Here is an 18,942-nt window from a genome sequence, read left to right as displayed (position 1 = left end):
GCGGCGGCGGTCAGGGCACCAGCGGGCGCACCTGTTCGGCGGTGAAGCGGAGGAAGCCCTCGGGGTCCGGTTCGTCGGCCGTGGGCTGGAGGACCACCGTGTCCGCACCGGCGTCGCGAGGGCGCGGACGGCCTTCGCCACGGCCTGCGCGTCACCGGCCACCCCCAGGTCGGGCACGGTGTCCACGCCTTCGTTGGCCAGTTCGGTGCGCAGGCGGCGCAGGGCGTCCGGGCCGGTGGTGGTGAGGAGGTTGACGACGACGCGGTGCGGCCCGGTGCGGCCCGCCGCCTCGCGCCCCTCGTCGATGAGCCGGCGGGCCCGGCGGACGCCCTCCGGTGAGGTGGCGACGGTGAGGATCGTGCCGTCGGCGACCTCGCCGGACAGCCGCAGCGTGCGCGGCCCGGTGGCACCGGCGAGGACCGGGACCTCGCTGCCCGGCGGCGGGGGCCAGTCCAGGGCCACGTCGGTCAGCCGGACGTACCGGCCCTGTGTGGTGAGCCGCTCGCCGCCCAGCAGGCCGCGCAGCGCGTCCACGTACTCCCGCAGCAGGGTCATCGGGGACTCGGCCCGCGCCCCGGCCTGCTCCATCCAGTCCTGCACGCCGTGCCCCACCCCGATGAGCGCGCGGCCCGGGAAGAGCCGGTGCAGCGTGGCCGCCTCCATCGCGGCCACGGCCACATTGCGCAGCGGCACGGGGAGCAGGCCGACGCCGACCCGGACCCGCTCGGTCCAGGCGAGCGCGGCGGCGGCCGTGGAGATGCCGCCCTCCAGGAAGCAGTCCTCCCACAGCCACAGCTCCTCGATACCCGCGTCGTCGGCGAGACGGGCCATCGACCGCAGTCGCTCGGGGGGAAGTTGGGGACGGAAGACAGCGCCGAGAACGGTCATGCGGGCTTCCTCCCCAGGGACTTCGCCACTCATGCCGTCCGCGGCGCGATGTGTTCCCGTCAGGCCGCGGCGGCTCCCAGGAGGATGCCTGTGCACGCCCCGGCGAGCATGAACGGACCCAGCGGCATCGTCGCCCCGCGCCCGGCCCGGCGCAGCAGCACGAGGCCGAGACCGTACACGGCGCCGTAGAACAGCCCGGCGAAGCCGCCCGTGATCAGCACCGGCCAGCCGTACCAGCCGAGCGACGCCCCCAGCGACAGCGCCAGTTTGACGTCGCCGAAGCCCATTCCGGAGGGGGTTGACGAGGAAGAGGACGAAGTAGGCGGCGCCCAGGGCGAGCGCGCCCAGCAGGGCGCCCGGCCAGGATCCGGCGGCGGCGGGCAGCAGCGCGGCCAGGCCCAGCAGCGCCGCGCTTCCGGCGGCGAGCGGCAGGGTGAGGACGTCCGGGAGCCGCCGCACCCCGTGGTCGACGAGCGCGAGCAGGACGCCGACCGGCGCGGCCAGCAGCCAGACCGCCGCCTCCGGGCGGGGCCCGGTGGCAGCGGCGAGCGCGGCGCAGACGAGCGCGGTGACGGTGGCGACGGCCGGGGTGCTCGGCCCGTACCCCCCGCAGGGCCCGGTGGCGGCGGCGCAGCGCGCCCGCCCCACCCAGCCGCCCAGCGCCCCGCCGAACGGATGCCCCGCCGGGACACTCCGCCCGCCACGGCGCACCGGCCTCCACCGACAGCCGGTGCGCGGCGCGGGGCACCAGCAGCCCGGCGCCCGCGCCCCACAGGACGGCGACGACGATCAGGAGTACGCGCACGCGGGGACCCTGAGCGGGGCGGGGCCGTCGGGGCTCGGGCGGCGGGTGCCCAGGACGGGTCTGGTGAGTCTGGCGGGCCTGTTCGCCGTGCGGCTACGGTCGGTGGGGAACGTACGCGGCGCAGCGGCGGGGAGGAGGCGGCCGGCGGCATGGGGGCGCGATGGCGGGACGGGCGGGGCAGCCTGCTGGTGCATGGGGACGTGAACAAGGTGGGCGAGGTGGGCAAGGCGGGCGAGGTCGTGGACGGGGTCGTGGTGCCCCTTGAGCTGGCCACGTCCTACCGGGCCCGGACGAAGGGGCTGCTCGGCCGGGACCGGGTGGACGGTGCGCTGCTGCTCTCGCCCGCGGGCAGCGTCCACACCTTCGGCATGCGCGTCCCGATCGACGTCGCCTACCTCGACGGTCGGCTGCGCGTCCTCGCCGTCGTGACGATGCGTCCGGGCCGCCTGGGCCTGCCCCGCCTCCGCTCCCGGCACGTCCTGGAGGCGGCGGCGGGGGCGATGGCGGGGTGGGGGCTGCGGGCGGGGGTCCGGGTGGAGGTGCGGGTGCAAGGACGGGCGTAGGGACGGGCGTACGGGCGGGCGTAGGGGCGGGTGCAGGGGTGTCGGCACGGGCGGGGTCCGTCAGCTCTGGGTGCGGGGGAAGGTGACCTCCACCCGGCGGTTCTTCTTGCGGCCGTCCTCCGTGGAGTTGTCCGCGATGGGGTAGTCCTCCGCGTAGCCGCGTACGTCGAAGGTGACGTTCGGGTCGTTCAGCTCCTGGGAGAGGACGTCCTGGACGGCGTTGGCGCGCTGTTTGGACAGGACGACGCCGTGTTCGTGGGTGCCGAGGTTGTCGGTGAAGCCGAAGACGCGGACCTGGGGGGCGTGCTGCTTCTTGATCTCCTGCGCGATGGCGTCGATACGGGAGCGGGCCTGGTCGCTCAGTTTCGCGCTGTCCTTGGCGAACAGCACCTCCGCCTGGAGCGCGAACGTCACGTCGGTGTTGGTGTCCTCGCGGCGCTCCTCACCGCCCTGGTCCTCGACCACCGACTTGATGTCCAGCACCTTGGGCGCGGCGAGGGTGGCGCCCTCCGGGAGCTTGAGGTCCGGGTCGTTCGGGTCGACCCGGACGGGCGGCGACGCGGACGCCTCGGTGCCCGGCGGGACGCTCGGGTCCGTACCGTCCGCACGGACCGCCGCCGCGCCGTAGAGCTGCGCGGTGAGCAGGAGGGCGGCCGCGGCGGTGAGGACGAGGGGGCCGCGGCGGGGCGGGGTGCGGGTGGGGGTGTGGGTGTGGGTGTGGGTCATGGTGGCCGCCTCACCCGGAGATCTTGATGGTGCCGCTGGAGAAGGTGGGGAGTTGGAGGGTGACGTCGGTGGTGGTGGTCGGGGGGGCGGGGAACTGCATGAAGACGGGGAGTGTCTGCCCCGCGTCCAAGTTGCCGAGCCCCGTAGTGGTCAGCGGCCGTCCGTCGGTGTCGCGCAGGACGTAGTAGCGCTTCTTCCCCTGGGGGTCCACGAGGGTGGCACCGCCGAGGGAGGGGCCGTTCTTGATGATCTCCGTCTCGTTGCCGCTCGTCTGCGGCGGCACGACCACCGACTTGGCTCCGTCGTTCTTGAGCGTTCCGTTCACCGTCACGAACCCGCCCGCGTCCCGAGCGGCGGAGGTGATCTGAAGCAGCAGCCCGTCCTGGCCGCGCAGTTCGGCCAGAGCAGTCTGCGGGGTCTCCTCCTGGGCGGTGGGGCCGGATCCACCACCCCTCGTGGCCGACGCCGACGTCTCCGGCTTCTTGTCGTCCCCGCCACCGCCCCCGCCGCAGCCGGCCGCACCACTGGCGACACCCACCGCCACGGCCAGTGCGACCAGCCCTCTGCACGACCTCGCAGTGAACCGAATGCTCATCGCTCTGCTTCCTTCTTCCTTCGTCGTGCACTCATCGGTCGGCCAGGTGGACGTCGAAGAGGTCCTGGGGCTCGGGGAGATCCGTGGGGTTCCTCGGGTCCAGGTCCCACTGCTTGCCGTGGCACGTGAGCACCGGCAACGGATCGGACCCGGCATCCGCTGCCGCTGGACCGATGTCGCAGCGCGGCTCGATCACGGCCGTGGCGGACGCTTTGGAGTGCTTGGTACTCGTCAGGGGGACGACGGACTCTCCCATGGGATTGTTGGTCTCGACCCTGACTGTGTAGCCCAGGAGACGCTGCCGACAGGCGCCGTCCAAGAGATGCGCGTCGTTCTGAGCGGCGAGTTCGGCGGCCCGCCAGCACGAGGAGCGGACCTCCCTGCCGTGACCGGTGAGGATGTCCTGCCACTCGTTCGGGTCGAGGACCGCCGCCACCCATTCACCCGCGAGTTGGTCCCTGGTGTCCTGGGCCGCCGCGAGCGCAGCGGCGTCCGCCGCCGTCTGGGCGCCGCTGCGGTTCACCGTCGCCTGGCCGACCGCGAAGTACACCAACGCGAGGAAGAGCAGGCCCGCCACCACCGTGATGTAGATGGGGAAGGCCTGTCCCGCGTCGCCGTACCGGCGGCGGTGTGTCAATTGCCGACCTTGCCGATCAGTCCTGTGATCTTTCCCAGGATCGTCTGCCCGATGCTCGTGCCGTTGATGACGAGCACGATCGCCACCACGACGGCGAGGATGCCCAGATACTCCACCGCCGTCTGCCCCCGGTCGCCGGTGCGGCGGCGCATCGCCGCCGCGGTGGTGTTCTTCCAGCCCTGTACGCGGACCTTGGCCGCAACCGCGGTCTTCAGCATCAGGTTGCTCATGGTGATCCCCTCCGGGTTCGGGCTCGGTGCCGGTCGCGGCAGGGGAAGGGTAGGGCGGGGCGAAGGACCGTTCCGAGGGCCCGTGGGCCCAATTCCGGGCCCAGATCCGGGGCGTCGGCATCCCGGGTCACCCCCGTCCCTGCGACGGGGAGTCCGGGGCCGTGCCGAGCCACTTGGCGGCGGCCTCGGCGCGGCTGGTGCTGTGCAGCTTGGCGAAGATCCGGTTGATGTGGTTCTTGACGGTCTTCTCGCTGATGAAGCAGGCGGTGGCGATCTGCTGGTTCGTCATGCCGGATGCGATGAGGTCCATGATCTCCGCCTCCCTCGCGCTGAGTCGGAACCTCGCCCTGTCGACCGAGGACGACTGTCTCACAGGCGGTTGCATCTGCGAAAGCGATTCGACAGAAATATTGGGAGGAACGGGAGTTGAGGTCATCGACTCGTGTGCATTCGCATCTCCGAGGCTTTCCGGCAGGGAACCCGCCGCCGGTGCGGGGAGCTGCCGCAGCCGGCCCAGCAGGGCTCCCGCCGCCGTGGCGGTGAGGTGGGCACGTCCGTGCGTGATGTCCCGTACGGCGTCGACCAGTTGGTCGGCGGTGAACTCGCCGTGGACCAGATAGCCGCCCGCGCCCCGGCGCAGGGCCTCCTGGACGACCTCCGGCTCACGGCTGTAGGTGAGCATCAGGACCGGGGCGACCGGTACGAGGTACGGCAGGGCGGAGATGCCGTCCACCCCGGGCATCCGGACATCGAGCAGGACCACGTCCGGCCGGTGCAGGCGGGTGGCCTCCCACGCCTCGCGGCCGTCCGCGGCCTGGGCCACCACCGTGATGTCCTCGCGCCCGCTGAGCAGCGCCGTCAGCCCGGCGCGGACCACCGGGTTGTCGTCCGCGACCACGACCGTCAGGGGCCGGCGGCGGCCCGGTCCAGGTTCCTGGGACGGCGGCGGGGCGGGGGGCGGGGGCGGCGTCGCGGGCGGCATCGGGGCCTCCTCTCGGGTGCGGGCGGGTCCGGAGGCGGTGCGGGGAGGGAGGGGGGCAGAGGCGGTCGGGTGGGCGGGGGGCGGTCAGCGGCGGTCGGGTGGGTGGGGCGGCAGAGCGTCCAGGGGGAGTTCGACGCGTACTTCCGTACCGGTCCCGGGCCGGTCGGCCGGGCCCACGCGGAGGCGGGCGCCGATCGCGGTGGCGCGTTCGGTCATGCCCAGCAGTCCGAAGTGGCCGCTGCCGCACAGATGTTCGAGAGTGGTGCCCGGGGGCAGGCCCCGGCCGTCGTCGCGGACGGTGAGGCGGAGCAGGCCGCCGTCGACGCCCGCGCCGACCTCGACGCAGGTCGGCGCGGCGTGGCGGTGGGCGTTCTCCATCGCCTCGGCGGCGATGGCGAGGAGATGGCGGGCGACGGCGGGCGGCAGCGGGGGGAGCGGAGGGGGGCAGGTCTCCGGCTCACGGCTGGTGACCGGGACCGTCGTCGTGGTCGGTGTCGTGGTCGAAGTCGTGGCCGTGGGCGTGCTCGTGCTCCTGCTCGTGCGGCAGGTCGTCGGCACGCCCGTGCGGGAACTGAACGCCCTTGCCTCGGCGGCCAGTTCCGCGCGCAGGTCCGTCCTGCGGTCCGGGTCGTGCGCGCGCCGCAGGTCCGTGAGGAGTTCCCGTGACTCGGCGGCGGCGCGGCGGGCCGAGCGGGCGACCAGGTCGGCCTGCCGCCGGATCAGGGCCGGGTCCGGGCGGCCCGCCCCGGCCGAACACGCCAGGCCGTCGGCGGCCAGGGCCACACCGTGCAGGGTCTTCGCCACCGAGTCGTGCATCTCCCGTGCCAGACGCGCGCGTTCGGCGTTCACGGCCTCGGTGACGGCGAGCCGTGCCTGGACCGCGGTCAGCGTGCGGGTGGCCTCGCCGAAGCGGAGGAGCAGCGTGCGCTGGGTGGCGCCGACCGCGCCCACGATCAGGCACAGGCCGGGGAAGAGGGCGGACTGGGCCAGGTCGGCGTGCGGTTGCCTGGCGGCGATGTGCACCAGCAAGAGGATCAGCGACTGGAGCGAGGCGAAGAGCGCCGCGCCGCGCCAGCCGTAGACGAGGCCGGCCAGCAGCGGGGTGCAGACGCTGACGTACGCCAGGACACTGTCCGGTCCGGCCGCGATGAGCGGGAGCGCGCCGAAGAGGGTGTCCAGGACGAGGAGGGTGGGGTGCCGCAGGAGCAGCGGGCCGAAGCGCTCCCAGTCCCGGAAGAGGACGTAGGAGCCCATGAAGGTGACGACCACCGCGGCGCCCACCAGGCGGACGGCGAGGCCGGGGGCGGCGTGCACGAGGGCGACGGGGGCGGCCAGCGCGATCATCGCCAGGCGGAACGCGAAGACATGGCGGCACATCGCCTGTAGGGCGCTGATCTGGAGCTTTTCCGTCGCGAGGGGGTGCGGGGCGGGAGCGGGTCCGAGGGCGGGGACACCCTCAGGCGCCTGTACCTGCACCTGCGCCTGTACCGGGGCAGGGACTGGCGCGGGCGCAGGCGCGGGCGCGGACCCAGGCTCGGGCGCAGGCGCAGGCTCGGCCGCCCCTCCCCCTCCCCCCGCTTCCGCCGCCGTGCGCGGCGCGTGCCGGAGTGAGCCCGTGCGGAGGTGGCGTTCCTCCGTGGTCGGCATGGTCGTACGCATCTGGCCCCTACTCCCCTGTGACGGAGCCGAAGTCCACGCCGGAGCCCAGGAGGAGACCCGCGGCGAGGAGGATGAGGGTGGCCGGGACCATGAAGGTGGTGATCATCATGGTGGCCTTGGGCACCGCGCGGGCGGCCTTGCGGCGGGCGTTCTGCGCGTCGGTGCGGCGCATGTCCTTGGCCAGGGACACGAGCGTGTCGACGATCGGCGCGCCCAGCTCCTCGCCCTGCTGGAGGGCGGTGACGAACATGGCGACCTGCTCGGAGTCGTTGCGGCGGCGCAGTTCCGCGAACGCCTCGCGGCGGCTCATCCCGAGGTCCATCTGGCGCAGGGTGATGCGCAGTTCGTCCGCCCACGGGCCCTCGTACCGGGAGGCCACCCGGTCCAGCGCCTGGCGGAAGCCGAGTCCGGCGCTCACGACGACGGCGAGGACGTCGAGGAAGTCGGGCAGCGTGCGCTCGATGACGTCGCGGCGGATGCGGATGGCCGACCAGATGCCGACCTCGGTCCAGAACGCGCCGAAGGCGAAGAGCAGGAGCGCGACGACGTACTGGCCGCGCAGCAGGGAGATCAGGCCGCCGAAGCCGCCGAGGAAGCCGTAGACCGCGCGCCGGGCCGCGTAGCGGTCGATGGTCAGGCCGCCCGGGTTGCCCGCCAGGTCGATCTTGCGGCGGTAGCGCGCGACCAGCTTGGGGCCCATCAGCCGCAGTACGGCGGGGGCGTAGCGCACGCCCAGGCGGTCGATGACGGAGCCCACCGCGCCGGTGCGGGTGGCGCCGACCTCCAGGGCGAGGGCGAGGTCGCTGGGCAGCCGCGCGTCCGCGCGGTACATGCGGACACCGGCGAAGACGCCCGCGACGCTGAGCGCCGCCACCAGGGCGAGCAGCCATGCCATCGTCGGTTCTCTCCTTTCTGTCGTCCCGTCTGTCTTCCCACGCCTGCGGTTCTCGCGGTTCTCGCGGTTCTCGCGGTTCTCGCGGTTCTCGCGGTTCTCGCGGTGCTACACGTCGATGCGGGACATCCGGCGGATGAGGAAGAAGCCGACGGCGTAGAGCGCGAAGGCGACGATCACGGCGCCCTGGCCGAGCGGGGAGCCCGTCATGCGCTCCAGGGCGCCGGACTTGACGCCGTTCATCAGGAAGAGCGCGCCGACGCCGAGCACGGGTACCGCGTACGAGGTCATGTTGACCTGGGAGAGCTGGGTGCGGACCTCGCGGCGGGTCTCCTTGCGCTCCTCCAGGGTCTCGGTGAGGTTGCGCAGGGCGCCGACGACCTGGCCGCCGGCGCGGTTGGACAGGACGAGGGTGGTGACCAGGACGACGAGTTCGCGGGAGGGCAGCCGGTCGGCGAGTTCGCCGAGGGCGTCGTCCATCGAGGCGCCCAGCGCGAGCTGGTGGGCGACCTTGCCCAGCTCCTCGCCCGCGGGGGCCTCCAGTTCCTCGGCGGCCATGCCGATCGCGGTGCGCAGGGCGAGGCCGGCCTGGGTGGCGTTGGCCAGGATGCGGGCGAGTTCGGGGAGCTGGTTGATGAACTTCTCGATGCGTTTGGCGCGCTGCCAGTTGAGGAACTGCACGGCGGCCCAGACACCGAGGAGCCCGGCGAGCGGTCCGAAGAACGGAGCCAGGGCGGCCTGGCCGATCAGCCAGAGGGCGGCCACCACGGCGAGCATGCAGGCGAAGAACTCGCCGGGGGTGACGTCGAGGCCGGTGGCGGCGAGCCGCAGTTCCAGCCGACGGCCGAGGGCGGTGCGGCGCAGCCTGCGGTCCAGGGAGCGGAAGCGGCGTCTGCGGCCCGTCTCGGTGCCGCCGGTCAGGGCGAGCCGGTCGACGAGTTCGGCGCGCTGGGCCCGGCCGGAGGTGTAGGCGTGCAGGCCGACGACGGCCAGGACGCAGGCCAGCAGGGCGACACCGGTGGTGAGGGTGACGAGGGTGCTCAGTTCCATGGGGTGGCTCCTGACCGCGGGACGGCTCCCGACCGCCTGGTCCAGGCTCGTCGTGGCCGGGTGGTGGTCGTGCTCGTCGTGCTCGTCGTGCTCGTCGTACGGCTCATACCGCTCATACAGCTCATACGGCCTCCCGGGTGGCCAGTTGGTCCGTGGACCGGGCGACGCCGAAGGCCGCAGGGACGGGCTGGCTCGCCATGTGGAGGCGGTCGGCGGCGCGGCGGGGCAACGGGTGGTGCTCGAAGGCGCCGTGGACGCGGCCGTCCGCGGTCATGGGCCGGGCGGCGAAGCGGGCCACGGTCGCCAGCCGGTACGGCTCGCCGCCGTGGCTGTCGAGCAGGGCGATCTCGGTGACGCGGCGAGCGCCGTCCGCGAAGCGGGTGAGCTGGACGAGGACGTCCACGGCGCTGTTGATCTGGTCGTGCAGGGCCGGGAAGGGGATCTCCACCTCGGACATGGAGGCCAGGGTCTGCAGGCGCATCAGGGCGTCCTCGGCGCTGTTGGCGTGCACGGTGGCCAGCGAGCCGTCGTGGCCGGTCGACATGGCCTGGAGCATGTCCAGCGACTCGCCGCCGCGGACCTCGCCGACCACGATGCGGTCGGGGCGCATGCGCAGGGAGTTGCGGACGAGGTCGCGGATGCTGATCCGGCCGCGGCCCTCGACGTTGGGCGGGCGGGCCTCCAGGCGTACGACGTGGTGCTGCTGGAGCTGGAGTTCGGCGGAGTCCTCGATGGTGATGATGCGCTCGCCGTCCGGGATCAGCCCGGACAGGGCGTTGAGCAGCGTGGTCTTGCCGGTGCCGGTGGCGCCGGACACGATGATGTTGAACCTGGCCTGCACCAGTCCGGCGAGCAGATAGAGCATGTGCTCGTCGAGCGAGCCGAACCCGATCAGCTCCTGGAGGGTGAAGGAGCGCGGGAAGCGGCGGATGGTGAGGACGGGGCCGGTCAGCGACAGCGGCGGGATGATCACGTTGACGCGTTCGCCGGACGGAAGCCGGGCGTCGACCATGGGGTTCGTCTCGTCCACGCGCCGGTTGACGGTGGAGACGATCCGTTCGATGGTCTGCATCAGCTGCTCGTGGGAGGCGAAGCAGAGCGGGAGCTGTTCGACCCGGCCGCCGCGCTCCACGAAGATCGCGTCGGGGCCGTTGACCATGATCTCGGTGATGGACGCGTCTTCGAGCAGGGGTTCGAGGATGCCGAGGCCGAGGGCCTCATCGACCACCCGGCGGATCAGCTGGGAGCGCTCGGCCGTCGACAGGACCGGGCCCTCGCGGCTGATGATGTGCCCGAGCACCCGTTCCAGCCGTACCCGGCGCTCGGCGGGCGCGAGCGCGCTCATCTCCGCGAGGTCGATCTCCTCCAGGAGTTTCGCCCGGTAGGAGGCGACCAGGTGGGCGTCCTCGCCCCGGCTGCCTTGCTCCTGCGGGGAGTTGATGCGTGCGCGCAGACTCATGGGGGCGGGGCTCCTCGTCCTCGGTCACTGGTCGAGCGGGGGTCGTCTAGCGGCATGGTGGCGGTCTTGCGGACGGTGCCCACCGGGTTCCACAGCGGGATGACGGAGGGGATGCGCACGGTGGCCGTGACGGTGACCGTGTCGCCTCCGGGCGCGGGGACGCAGGTGGTACGTCCGGAGAGCCCGCCGCTGACCGCCGCCGCGCACGCCCCCTGCGCGTCGTGACCGAGCGAGGCCGCGCGCGCCCCCGCCCGTGCCGCCGTACCGGCCTGGAGGGCGCAGAAGGCGACGAGTCCGATCTGGATGGCCGCGAGGCCGACCAGCAGCAGGACCGGGACGAAGCCCAGGTACTCGATGGCGACCTGACCGCGGTCGGCGCGCGCCCCGTGCCGGGACCGCCGGATCCACCGGTCCCACCGGTCCCACCGGTCCGGTCGACCGGATCCGAGCCACCAGCCGTACGGTCCCGAGCGCCCCGAACTCATCGGCCTCCCCGGTCTCACCAGCCGCCCCGGCCTCACCGGTCTCACCAGCCGCCCCGGCCCCCTCGACGGTCCCGGCCGCCCCAGACCTTCGCGCACCCGCATCCACGGCATCTCAGCGCTTCACCTCCTCCACGGCGGCGGCATGGCCGCTCACCGGGACGGGGAACCCGACCAGACCCGGCAGCAGGACGGGGACGCGCAGGTGCACGGTCGCCGTCACATAGCCGCTCCCCCGCCCTCCGCAGTCGATCGCGGCGTCGCCGCGCCACGCGCCCGGCAGCGCGCCCAGGGCGGCCCGCTCGCACGCGCCCTGGTAGTCGCCGGTGGCCGCGGTGCCCGCCCGCGCTCCCTCGTCGGCGGCGTTCCCGGCGAGCGTGAACGTGTATCCCAGCAGCACGCACTGCCACATCAGGACGAGCGTGACGATGATGGTCGGCGCCATGCCCAGGAACTCGACGGAGACCTGCCCGCTGTCCGACCGCAGCCGCGCCCGCGCCCCGCCGTACGGGACCGGAGACCACGCGCCCGCGCCCCGCGCGCGACCGCCCCGCACGCCACCGCGCAACCGGCCCCGCACGTCACCCCGTAACCGCCCTCGCCCCCTCGTCGCCCCACTCGTCCCCCCGCTCATCCCCCCGCCTCCCTGCGCCGCCGGAAGCTGACCGAGCCCCGGTCGCCGCGCATCCGGCCGTGTCCCTTGGCGGCGGTCACCGGCCGCTTGACCAGGCCGAGTTCGGCGGCCAGGCCCCACAGGGCCTGCTTGACCGTGCTCCGGGCGTCCAGTTCGTGGATACGGCCGGCGTCGACCAGGCCCTGGAGCTCCTTGAAGTTGGCGGGGACGGCGGTCGCGGCCACCGGCGTGCCGGTGATCCGGCCGATGAGCGCGGGCTGGATCTCCGTGGCCCGGTTGTGGCGGTTGACCACCACGATGGTCTCCTCCGCCTTGCGGACCTGCAGCCGGTCCCACATCCGCACGGTCCGCTTCGCGGCGCGCACCGCGATCACGTCCGGGGTGGTGAGCAGCAGCGCGGTATCGGCGGTCTCCACGGCCGCCGCGCCCGCGCCGCCCAGCTGGGACCCGCAGTCCAGCACGACGATCTCGTAGCGGGAGCGCAGCGCGCCGACGAGCTGGCGGGCGGCCCGGTCGGTGACCTCCTCGCCGCGTTCGCCCTCGCCGGGGGCGAGCAGCAGGGCGAGGCCGGTGTCGTGCCGGAAGACGGCGTCGGCGAGGACGCGCGGGGAGAGGTCGGTGATGGCGGCCAGGTCGACGACCGAGCGGCGGAACTGGACGTCCAAATAGGAGGCGATGTCGCCGGTCTGGAGATCCATGTCGACCAGGGCGGTGCTGTGGCCGGACGCCTGGGCGGCCAGGGCGAGCTGGACGGCGGTCAGGGTGGTGCCGACCCCGCCCTTGGCCCCGCTCACCGTGACCACGCGTCCGCCGGCCCCGCCGGACAGGTCGGCGCCGTGTCCGAGGTGGCGCCGTACGCCCACCGACCACTGGGCCACCGCCTGGACCCGGCTGGCCAGTTCCTCGTAGCCCAGCGGCAGCGGGACCAGGCCGCGGGCACCGGCGTCCATGGCGGCGGAGAACAGGCCGGGGCTCGCGTCGGAGGTGACGAGGATGACGCCGACGGCCGGGAAGCGCAGCGCGACCTCGCGGATGAGCTCCAGCGCGGGGACGGGGCCGACGCGTTCGTGCACGACCACGACCTCGGGCAGTTCGTCGATGGATTCGGCGGCCAGCCGGGCGAGGGTGTCGACGAGCTGGGTGGAGTCACCGGCGGCGGCCAGCGGTTCCGCGTCGGGGAGCTGGCTGAGCAGGGTCGTGAGGGACCGGACCGCGTCCGCGTCGCCGGCTGCCGGGAGGATCCTGGTGGGCATGGCTGCGGGCCTCTCACTTGTCGTTCGCGAGTTCGTAGGTCCGGTCCTTGGCCGGCACGTCGGTGTCGCCGCCGGGCGCCACCAGCGCGAGCCGGACCCGCTGGGCGAAGGACTCGGCGTAGGTGATGCGCTGGGCGTCGATGGTGGAGAGCGCGAAGGTGATGGGCACGGCCTCGGTGGGCTGCCGGTCGCGGCTGTCGGCGCCGGGGTCGAGGGCGGTGATCCGGCCGACGTCCAGGACCCGGGCGTTGGTCACGATGATCTTGGACTGGGCAGGGTCGCCCTGCCGCGCCCCGGGGAAGGTGGCGTAGACGTTGACGGTGGCGCCGGGGGTGATCTTGCCCGCCACGCCGGTGGCCGCGTCGATCATGATGGCGACCTCCTGCTGCCCGGGGCGCAGCGCGGGCTGGTTCACGATCATGTCGCTCTGGAGCAGGGAGCCCTGGCGCAGCGTGGTGACCGCGATCTTGCCGCGGATCTGGCCGAGGTCGGTGACGGCGTTGGGCGACAGCCAGCGCTCGGGCATCCGGATCTTCTCGAACTGGCCCGCGCTCAGCGGTGTGTACGGCTGTACGTCGGCCTTCAGCTGGTACGCCGTGACCTCCGGGCCGACCTTCGACCTGACGTCGCTGATGAGGGAGAGCACGCCGGCGAAGGCGCCGAGGGCGCACAGCACGGACAGGAGCAGGAGTATCACGCCGCGGCGCTGACGGGAGTTCATGAGCCGTACGACCTCGTTGGGGGTTCGTTCGAGCGGATTCGGCGGATTCGGCGGATTCGACGGGGTGCGGGCGGTGCCTGACGGTGCGGCCCGGCCGGAGGGCGGGGGCTCAGCCGGCGGGGGCGCGGTTCTCCTGGGTCCGGTACGGCTCGTGGGCCTCGTGCGCCTCGTGAGCACCTGGCGCACCACGGGCACCGGACGTACCGGAAGCGCCGTACGCGCCGTACTCCCCCTGGCCGTGCGGCCGTTCCCCGGGGTCGGGCGGTGCGGCGGAGCAGAAGACGCAGCGGTCGCCGATGACGTCGATGCCGCACCAGTGGCACACGCTCTGCCGTACGGAGGCGACGAGTTGGTAGAGGACCGACAGGTCGGGCAGATAGCCGCAGAACTCGATCAGCTTCCCGGTGCCCCACCAGGCGGCGGACTCACCCGGCAGGGCGGCCTCGCGCAGGCCGAGCGCCCGCCAGGCCGGGGCGAGGTGGGCGCCGATCCAGTCGGACTGGAGCTGGCCCTTGGCGACCAGCATCCAGGTCGCGAAGTCCGGTCCGGCGAGGGTGGCTTCGGGGCCGATGCGCACCAGTTGGGGCTGGGGATGGGCGAGGACGCCGAACTGGCTGCCGGGCACCCAGGACCTGGCGTGCGCCTTGAGGTCGACGGGGACGCGGTCCAGGCGGGTGACGGAGTTGAGCACGGCACCGCAGTGGACGTAGTGGGTGAGCAGGCGGGCGGCCGAGGCCAGCACCCCGGGGCCGAGGTCGCAGGAGGCCAGCTGGCGTAACTGGCGGGCCAGGACGGCGACTCCGAGCGGCGGCAGGTCGGAGCGGTAGAGGGCGATGCGGTCGCTCTCCAGCAGCGAACGCACCGTGTGCAGCCGGCGCTCGGCCCCGGCGGGCAGGGCGCGCGAGTACACGACGATCAGGTGCGGGTGCTGGTCGAGCAGGGTCCGTATGCCGTCGAGCGTGCGCTCCAGGGGCTCCCGGGCCAGGTCCCCCAGGACCGCTGCGGGCACGGTCCGTTCGTCCTGGGCGGGCAGTGCCATGTCCGCGCCGGTCACCGCGATCGCAGTTGACACGCCAGCTCCCCGTCTGCCGCCGGTCGGCCCGCCGGTGTTGGTCCGGCGCACCGAGTTGACTTCACTGCGTGACTACGTGAGCACTGTAACCACGCGCCTGTGACCGGAGAACAGCGATTCGCCGACCCGATGGCATGCGTTGCCGCACAAGTCATTTCAAACCCGGGCAGGTTGTGCGCCCGGAGCCGACCCGAAAGCGTGGCGGCGCGACGGTCGGTTGACTCCCGCCGCGCCGGGCGGAGGGCACGGAGCGGACGGTTCCGGACGCCTCGCAGGGCACGGATTTGGTCTGGACCTCTTGACAATGCAATTGGTCTGGACCAACTTGTACGACCAGCAGCGGCACCGCAGTTCATGACGTCCCCTCCCGCTCTCCCCCTCTTCCTTCTCTTCCTTCCCGTACTTCCTTCCCGTTCTTCCCGCCCTTTGCTCTCTTCCCTCCCTTCCTTCTCCTCTCCCCCGGAGGCCCCAGTGGACCGCGCCCCAGGCACACCCTCAAGCAGACGGCTCCGGCCGCTGAGCATCTGGTCCGGAGCCGTCACCGCGGCCATGGCCCTCTCCCTGGCGGGCACCGGCCAGGCCTCGGCCGCCGACGTCAACAACGCCAAGAACGCCGGTTTCGAGGCGGGTCTGAGCAACTGGACCTGTTCGGCAGGCAGCGGTTCGACCGTCTCCACGCCGGTGCACGCCGGTTCGTCCGCGCTGAAGGCCGCCCCGGCCGGGCAGGACACCGCGCAGTGCACCCAGAAGGTGGCCGTCAAGCCCAACTCGACGTACACGCTGAGCGCCTGGGTGCAGGGCGGCTACACCTACCTCGGCGCCACCGGCACCGGCACCACGGACGTCTCCACCTGGACCCCGGACTCGGCCGCGTGGAAGCAGCTCTCCACGACCTTCACCACCGGCTCCTCGACCACCTCGGTCACGGTCTACCTGCACGGCTGGTACGGCCAGGCGGCCTACTACGCCGACGACGTGTCCGTCTCCGGCCCGGACGGGGGCGGCGGGGGCGACCCCGACCCGACGGTCCCGTCGGCCCCGGCGGGACTGGCGGCGGGCAACGCCACCTCCTCCTCGGTCGACCTGTCCTGGAGCGCGGTCTCGGGCGCCACCGGCTACAACGTCTACCGCGACGGCACCAAGGTCTCGGCGGTCACCGGCACCTCCACGACGGTGAGCGGACTGTCCGCCTCCACCGCCTACTCCTTCCAGGTCTCGGCGACCAACGCGGCGGGCGAGTCGGCCAGGTCGGCGGCGGTGAGCGCCACCACGGCGCCCGGCGGCGGCGACGGCAACCACGGCGGCAACCTGCCCAAGCACGCGGTGACGGGCTACTGGCAGAACTTCAACAACGGCGCCACCGTCCAGAAGATCTCCGACGTCCCCTCGGCGTACGACATCATCGCGGTCGCCTTCGCCGACGCCACGACCACGCCCGGCGCGGTCACCTTCAACCTCGACTCGGCGGGCCTGAAGGGCTACACGGTCGACCAGTTCAAGGCGGACATCAAGGCCAAGCAGGCGGCCGGCAAGAAGGTCATCGTCTCGGTCGGCGGCGAGAAGGGCACCGTCTCGGTCAGCGACCCGGCCTCCGCGACGAACTTCGCCAACTCGGTCTACTCCCTGATGCAGACCTACGGCTTCGACGGCGTCGACATCGACCTGGAGAACGGCCTCAACCCCACGTACATGACGCAGGCCCTGCGCGCCCTGTCCGCGAAGGCCGGCTCGGGTCTGATCATCACCATGGCACCGCAGACCATCGACATGCAGTCGACGGGCGCGGGCTACTTCAAGACGGCCCTGAACATCAAGGACATCCTCACGGTCGTCAACACCCAGTACTACAACAGCGGCGCCATGCTGGGCTGCGACGGCAAGGTCTACTCGCAGGGCACGGTCGACTTCCTCACCGCGCTCGCCTGCATCCAGCTCGAAGGCGGCCTCGCCCCCTCGCAGGTCGGCCTGGGCCTGCCGGCCTCCCCGAGCGGCGCGGGCGGCGGCTACGTCTCCCCGACCGTGGTCAACAACGCCCTGGACTGCCTGGCGAAGCTGACCAACTGCGGCACCTTCAAGCCCTCGAAGGCCTACCCCGACGTGCGCGGCGCGATGACCTGGTCCACCAACTGGGACGCCGCCGCGGGCAACGCCTGGTCCAACTCGGTCGGCGCGCACGTCCACGCGATGCCGTGATCCCCGCCTGACCCGAACCCCCCGCAGTGCGGCGCCGTCACCGACGGCGCCGCACTTCTCGTTTCCGGTGAAACATTTGCGGGGGTCCACCGCATCAATGGGGTGAGGGCGCGCGAACGGGCGCGCGGACCACAGGGGGGCGTATGCGGTGGGGCGGCGGCGAGGCGGGGTACGACGGGTATCCCGAGTTCGCGGCGGCGCGTGCCGGGCACCTGTACCGGTCGGCCTGCCTGCTGACCGGGGGCGACACCCATCTCGCCGAGGACCTGGTGCAGGAGGCGCTCGGCCGGGCGTTCCTGCACTGGCGGCGGGTGTCCCGCGTGGGCAATCCGGCCGGGTACGTGCAGACGGTGCTGACCCGCGCCTTCCTCGCCCACCAACGCCGGCACAGCAGCCGCAGGGAACGCGCCACCGAGGTGCTTCCCGAGGTGGCCGACCCCGACCCGGGCGGTGACGCGCCGCTGCGGCTGACGCTGCTGGACGCGCTGGGGCGGCTGTCCGCGAAGGACCGGGCGGTGGTGGTCCTGCGCTACTGGGAGGACCGCAGCGTGGAGGAGACGGCCACAGTGATGGAGACCAGCCCGGCCGCCGTCCGCACCCGCTGCGTCCGCGCGCTCGCCCGGCTGCGCGTCCTGCTCGGCGACTCCCTCGGCGAGCCCGCCGGACGCTGACCCGCGGCCCCGGCCCCGGCGCCTGCGTCTGCGCCTGCGCCTGCGCCGCCCCGACGCCCGTACGCCCCACCTCACGACCGATCCCGGACCCACTCACAGAAACGGCGGTTCGCCATGCCTGTCGCAGACCACGACCCCCTCGGGGACGAGCACTTCGGGGAGCGGCTCACCGACGCCCTGCGGGACACCGGCAGCACGTTCCGGACCGATCAGGCCCTGCTCGCCGCCCGGGGCGAGCTGCGCGGGCGGCGGCTGCGCACGCGCCGGTGGGCCGCCGTCGCGGGCGGTGTCGCCGGGGTCGCGCTCATCGGTGCGGCCGGGGCGGTGGTCCTGCCGGGCGGGACCGGCGGCCGGCAGCAGGAGGCGGCGGCCGCCACGAGCCCCGCACCCCGCTCCACCCCGGCCACGCCCGCCGGGGCGGTGACCGCCGACGCCCTCGTGGCCACCCTCAAGAAGCTGCTCCCCCGGGGCAGCTTCAGCAGCCAGGAGGGCCGCGGCACGGACACCCCGGTCGCCGGGAGGACGGCGTCCCCGTACGCCCGGGTCGTCTACGACGACGGGCGGGGCGAGGCCGCCGTCGCCGTCTCCGTGAACCGCCTGCTGCCCGGCAGCGAGGAGGCCCGCCGGACCGCGCAGTGCCCCGACGGGGCGTTCATCGCCTTCGACGACTGCTCCGCCGCGAAGCTGGCCGACGGCTCCGCGCTCATGGTCCTCCACGGCTACGAGTACCCGAACCGGCGCAGCGGTACGAAGCTGTGGAGCGCCGAGCTGGTGACCCCGCGCGGCGAGCACGTCTCGGTGCGTGAGTGGAACGCCGCCGCCGAGAAGGGCTCCCCCGTCACCCGGGAGCAACCGCCGCTGGACTCCGCCGGGTTGAAGGCGCTCGCCACCGCGCGCGAGTGGCGGGACTTCGCCGCCGCCGTCCCCGTCGACCCGCGGGCGAGCGCCGCGCCGCCCGCCCGGGACGGCTCGGTGTCCGCGACCCTCGCCGGTCTGGTGCCGCGCGGGCTGAAGGTGGTCTCGAAGGGGACGCCGGATCCGGGCTTCGGGTACGTCGTCGTGGACGACGGCCGGGGCCGCAGCCTGGTCCAGGTGAACGACCAGCCGGACATGCGCGACGTCGAGGGCCAGTTGTTCGGCTCGGGCGCCGAGACGCTGCCGGACGGCACCAAGGTCGTCACGCACCGGGGGCCCGGCGAGAAGGGCATCGACGGGATCGTCATGTGGACCGTGGACACGATCCGGCCGGACGGGCGCCGCGTGGTGGTCAGCGCCTTCAACTCCGGCGGGCAGAACTCACCGGCGACCCGGAAGGAACCGGCGCTCACGATGAAGCAGCTGGAGCGGATCGCCACCGACCCGAAGTGGCTGTCGCTCGGCTGACGACCGCTCCGAGGGCGGCCCCGGCGAGGTGCCCGGGGCCGTCCTCG

The 18,942-nt window shown here is 73.3% G+C and carries 18 protein-coding genes and 2 pseudogenes; 4 read left to right on the top strand and 16 right to left on the bottom strand.

Annotated elements, in window-relative coordinates:
* Positions 1 to 10 precede the first annotated feature (10 nt).
* Positions 11 to 888 (bottom strand): annotated as a pseudogene (locus tag R4Z62_RS21525) (LLM class flavin-dependent oxidoreductase).
* 59 nt (positions 889 to 947) lie between these two features.
* Positions 948 to 1,693: pseudogene (locus tag R4Z62_RS21520) on the bottom strand (prepilin peptidase).
* Between the two features lie 149 nt (positions 1,694 to 1,842).
* Here R4Z62_RS21520 and R4Z62_RS21515 point away from each other — a divergent pair.
* On the top strand, positions 1,843 to 2,256 hold the full coding sequence (locus R4Z62_RS21515; protein WP_382847914.1) for a DUF192 domain-containing protein: 414 nt from the start codon (positions 1,843 to 1,845) through the stop codon (positions 2,254 to 2,256).
* A gap of 60 nt (positions 2,257 to 2,316) precedes the next feature.
* Here the strand turns inward: R4Z62_RS21515 and R4Z62_RS21510 are convergent, their stop codons facing one another.
* The 14 genes from R4Z62_RS21510 to R4Z62_RS21445 form a co-directional block, all read right to left on the bottom strand.
* Positions 2,317 to 2,982 (bottom strand): OmpA family protein, encoded by a 666-nt coding sequence (locus tag R4Z62_RS21510; RefSeq protein ID WP_355484468.1) that lies wholly within the window; start codon positions 2,980 to 2,982, stop codon positions 2,317 to 2,319.
* 10 nt (positions 2,983 to 2,992) lie between these two features.
* Positions 2,993 to 3,577: a hypothetical protein gene (locus R4Z62_RS21505; RefSeq protein WP_491520650.1), complete on the bottom strand. Its 585-nt coding sequence runs from the start codon at positions 3,575 to 3,577 to the stop codon at positions 2,993 to 2,995.
* Between the two features lie 31 nt (positions 3,578 to 3,608).
* A complete protein-coding gene (locus R4Z62_RS21500) occupies positions 3,609 to 4,214 on the bottom strand; it encodes a pilus assembly protein TadG-related protein (RefSeq protein WP_491520649.1) in 606 nt (201 codons plus the stop codon).
* Positions 4,211 to 4,444: a hypothetical protein gene (locus R4Z62_RS21495; protein WP_491520648.1), complete on the bottom strand. Its 234-nt coding sequence runs from the start codon at positions 4,442 to 4,444 to the stop codon at positions 4,211 to 4,213. Before R4Z62_RS21495 ends, R4Z62_RS21500 begins: the two co-directional genes overlap by 4 nt.
* A 127-nt stretch (positions 4,445 to 4,571) precedes the next feature.
* Positions 4,572 to 5,426, bottom strand: a complete 855-nt coding sequence (locus R4Z62_RS21490; RefSeq protein WP_491520647.1) for a response regulator transcription factor — start codon at positions 5,424 to 5,426, stop codon at positions 4,572 to 4,574.
* Positions 5,427 to 5,510: 84 nt separating this feature from the next.
* Complete coding sequence (locus tag R4Z62_RS21485; RefSeq protein WP_491520646.1) at positions 5,511 to 6,803, bottom strand: sensor histidine kinase; 1,293 nt, start codon at positions 6,801 to 6,803, stop codon at positions 5,511 to 5,513.
* 289 nt (positions 6,804 to 7,092) lie between these two features.
* On the bottom strand, positions 7,093 to 7,980 hold the full coding sequence (locus tag R4Z62_RS21480; RefSeq protein ID WP_491520645.1) for a DUF5936 domain-containing protein: 888 nt from the start codon (positions 7,978 to 7,980) through the stop codon (positions 7,093 to 7,095).
* A 105-nt stretch (positions 7,981 to 8,085) separates the two neighbouring features.
* A complete protein-coding gene (locus tag R4Z62_RS21475; protein ID WP_064534965.1) occupies positions 8,086 to 9,027 on the bottom strand; it encodes a type II secretion system F family protein in 942 nt (313 codons plus the stop codon).
* Positions 9,028 to 9,148: 121 nt separating this feature from the next.
* Positions 9,149 to 10,486, bottom strand: a complete 1,338-nt coding sequence (locus R4Z62_RS21470; RefSeq protein ID WP_491520644.1) for a TadA family conjugal transfer-associated ATPase — start codon at positions 10,484 to 10,486, stop codon at positions 9,149 to 9,151.
* Positions 10,483 to 10,890, bottom strand: a complete 408-nt coding sequence (locus tag R4Z62_RS21465; protein WP_491521909.1) for a TadE/TadG family type IV pilus assembly protein — start codon at positions 10,888 to 10,890, stop codon at positions 10,483 to 10,485. The genes R4Z62_RS21470 and R4Z62_RS21465 overlap by 4 nt, the downstream gene beginning before the upstream one ends.
* Positions 10,891 to 11,083: 193 nt before the next feature.
* Positions 11,084 to 11,413 carry a hypothetical protein gene (locus tag R4Z62_RS21460; RefSeq protein WP_064537605.1) on the bottom strand — a complete coding sequence of 110 codons (330 nt, stop codon included), beginning with the start codon at positions 11,411 to 11,413 and terminating at the stop codon, positions 11,084 to 11,086.
* 185 nt (positions 11,414 to 11,598) lie between these two features.
* Complete coding sequence (locus tag R4Z62_RS21455) at positions 11,599 to 12,855, bottom strand: CpaE/TadZ family protein (protein ID WP_491520643.1); 1,257 nt, start codon at positions 12,853 to 12,855, stop codon at positions 11,599 to 11,601.
* Between the two features lie 13 nt (positions 12,856 to 12,868).
* On the bottom strand, positions 12,869 to 13,576 hold the full coding sequence (gene cpaB, locus R4Z62_RS21450; RefSeq protein WP_064534962.1) for a Flp pilus assembly protein CpaB: 708 nt from the start codon (positions 13,574 to 13,576) through the stop codon (positions 12,869 to 12,871).
* 109 nt (positions 13,577 to 13,685) lie between these two features.
* Positions 13,686 to 14,615 (bottom strand): hypothetical protein, encoded by a 930-nt coding sequence (locus R4Z62_RS21445; protein WP_491521908.1) that lies wholly within the window; start codon positions 14,613 to 14,615, stop codon positions 13,686 to 13,688.
* Positions 14,616 to 15,119: 504 nt separating this feature from the next.
* Between R4Z62_RS21445 and R4Z62_RS21440 the strand changes: the two genes are divergently transcribed.
* The 3 genes from R4Z62_RS21440 (at position 15,120) to R4Z62_RS21430 (ending at position 18,895) form a co-directional block, all read left to right on the top strand.
* The gene (locus R4Z62_RS21440) at positions 15,120 to 16,841 is read left to right on the top strand and encodes a chitinase (RefSeq protein ID WP_491520642.1); all 1,722 of its coding nucleotides are present in this window, start codon (positions 15,120 to 15,122) and stop codon (positions 16,839 to 16,841) included.
* A 143-nt stretch (positions 16,842 to 16,984) separates the two neighbouring features.
* Positions 16,985 to 17,512: a SigE family RNA polymerase sigma factor gene (locus R4Z62_RS21435; RefSeq protein ID WP_491520641.1), complete on the top strand. Its 528-nt coding sequence runs from the start codon at positions 16,985 to 16,987 to the stop codon at positions 17,510 to 17,512.
* Between the two features lie 114 nt (positions 17,513 to 17,626).
* The gene (locus R4Z62_RS21430) at positions 17,627 to 18,895 is read left to right on the top strand and encodes a hypothetical protein (RefSeq protein ID WP_491520640.1); all 1,269 of its coding nucleotides are present in this window, start codon (positions 17,627 to 17,629) and stop codon (positions 18,893 to 18,895) included.
* Positions 18,896 to 18,942 lie beyond the last annotated feature (47 nt).

Source organism: Streptomyces sp. PL-25, from assembly GCF_058344915.1.
Note: the sequence above shows the minus strand (reverse complement) of the source record. Positions and strands in the feature narration are given on the sequence as shown.

Excerpts from the sequence above, each read along its gene's own strand:
- R4Z62_RS21510 (WP_355484468.1), bottom strand. The coding sequence starts at position 2,982 with ATGACCCACACCCACACCCACACCCCCACCCGCACCCCGCCCCGCCGC.
- R4Z62_RS21470 (WP_491520644.1), bottom strand. The coding sequence starts at position 10,486 with ATGAGTCTGCGCGCACGCATCAACTCCCCGCAGGAGCAAGGCAGCCGG.
- R4Z62_RS21475 (WP_064534965.1), bottom strand. The coding sequence starts at position 9,027 with ATGGAACTGAGCACCCTCGTCACCCTCACCACCGGTGTCGCCCTGCTG.
- R4Z62_RS21460 (WP_064537605.1), bottom strand. The coding sequence starts at position 11,413 with ATGGCGCCGACCATCATCGTCACGCTCGTCCTGATGTGGCAGTGCGTG.
- R4Z62_RS21515 (WP_382847914.1), top strand. The coding sequence starts at position 1,843 with ATGGGGGCGCGATGGCGGGACGGGCGGGGCAGCCTGCTGGTGCATGGG.
- R4Z62_RS21505 (WP_491520650.1), bottom strand. The coding sequence starts at position 3,577 with ATGAGCATTCGGTTCACTGCGAGGTCGTGCAGAGGGCTGGTCGCACTG.
- R4Z62_RS21430 (WP_491520640.1), top strand. The coding sequence starts at position 17,627 with ATGCCTGTCGCAGACCACGACCCCCTCGGGGACGAGCACTTCGGGGAG.
- R4Z62_RS21495 (WP_491520648.1), bottom strand. The coding sequence starts at position 4,444 with ATGAGCAACCTGATGCTGAAGACCGCGGTTGCGGCCAAGGTCCGCGTA.
- R4Z62_RS21485 (WP_491520646.1), bottom strand. The coding sequence starts at position 6,803 with ATGTGCCGCCATGTCTTCGCGTTCCGCCTGGCGATGATCGCGCTGGCC.
- R4Z62_RS21480 (WP_491520645.1), bottom strand. The coding sequence starts at position 7,980 with ATGGCATGGCTGCTCGCCCTGGTGGCGGCGCTCAGCGTCGCGGGCGTC.
- R4Z62_RS21455 (WP_491520643.1), bottom strand. The coding sequence starts at position 12,855 with ATGCCCACCAGGATCCTCCCGGCAGCCGGCGACGCGGACGCGGTCCGG.
- R4Z62_RS21490 (WP_491520647.1), bottom strand. The coding sequence starts at position 5,426 with ATGCCGCCCGCGACGCCGCCCCCGCCCCCCGCCCCGCCGCCGTCCCAG.
- R4Z62_RS21445 (WP_491521908.1), bottom strand. The coding sequence starts at position 14,615 with ATGGCACTGCCCGCCCAGGACGAACGGACCGTGCCCGCAGCGGTCCTG.
- cpaB (WP_064534962.1), bottom strand. The coding sequence starts at position 13,576 with ATGAACTCCCGTCAGCGCCGCGGCGTGATACTCCTGCTCCTGTCCGTG.
- R4Z62_RS21435 (WP_491520641.1), top strand. The coding sequence starts at position 16,985 with ATGCGGTGGGGCGGCGGCGAGGCGGGGTACGACGGGTATCCCGAGTTC.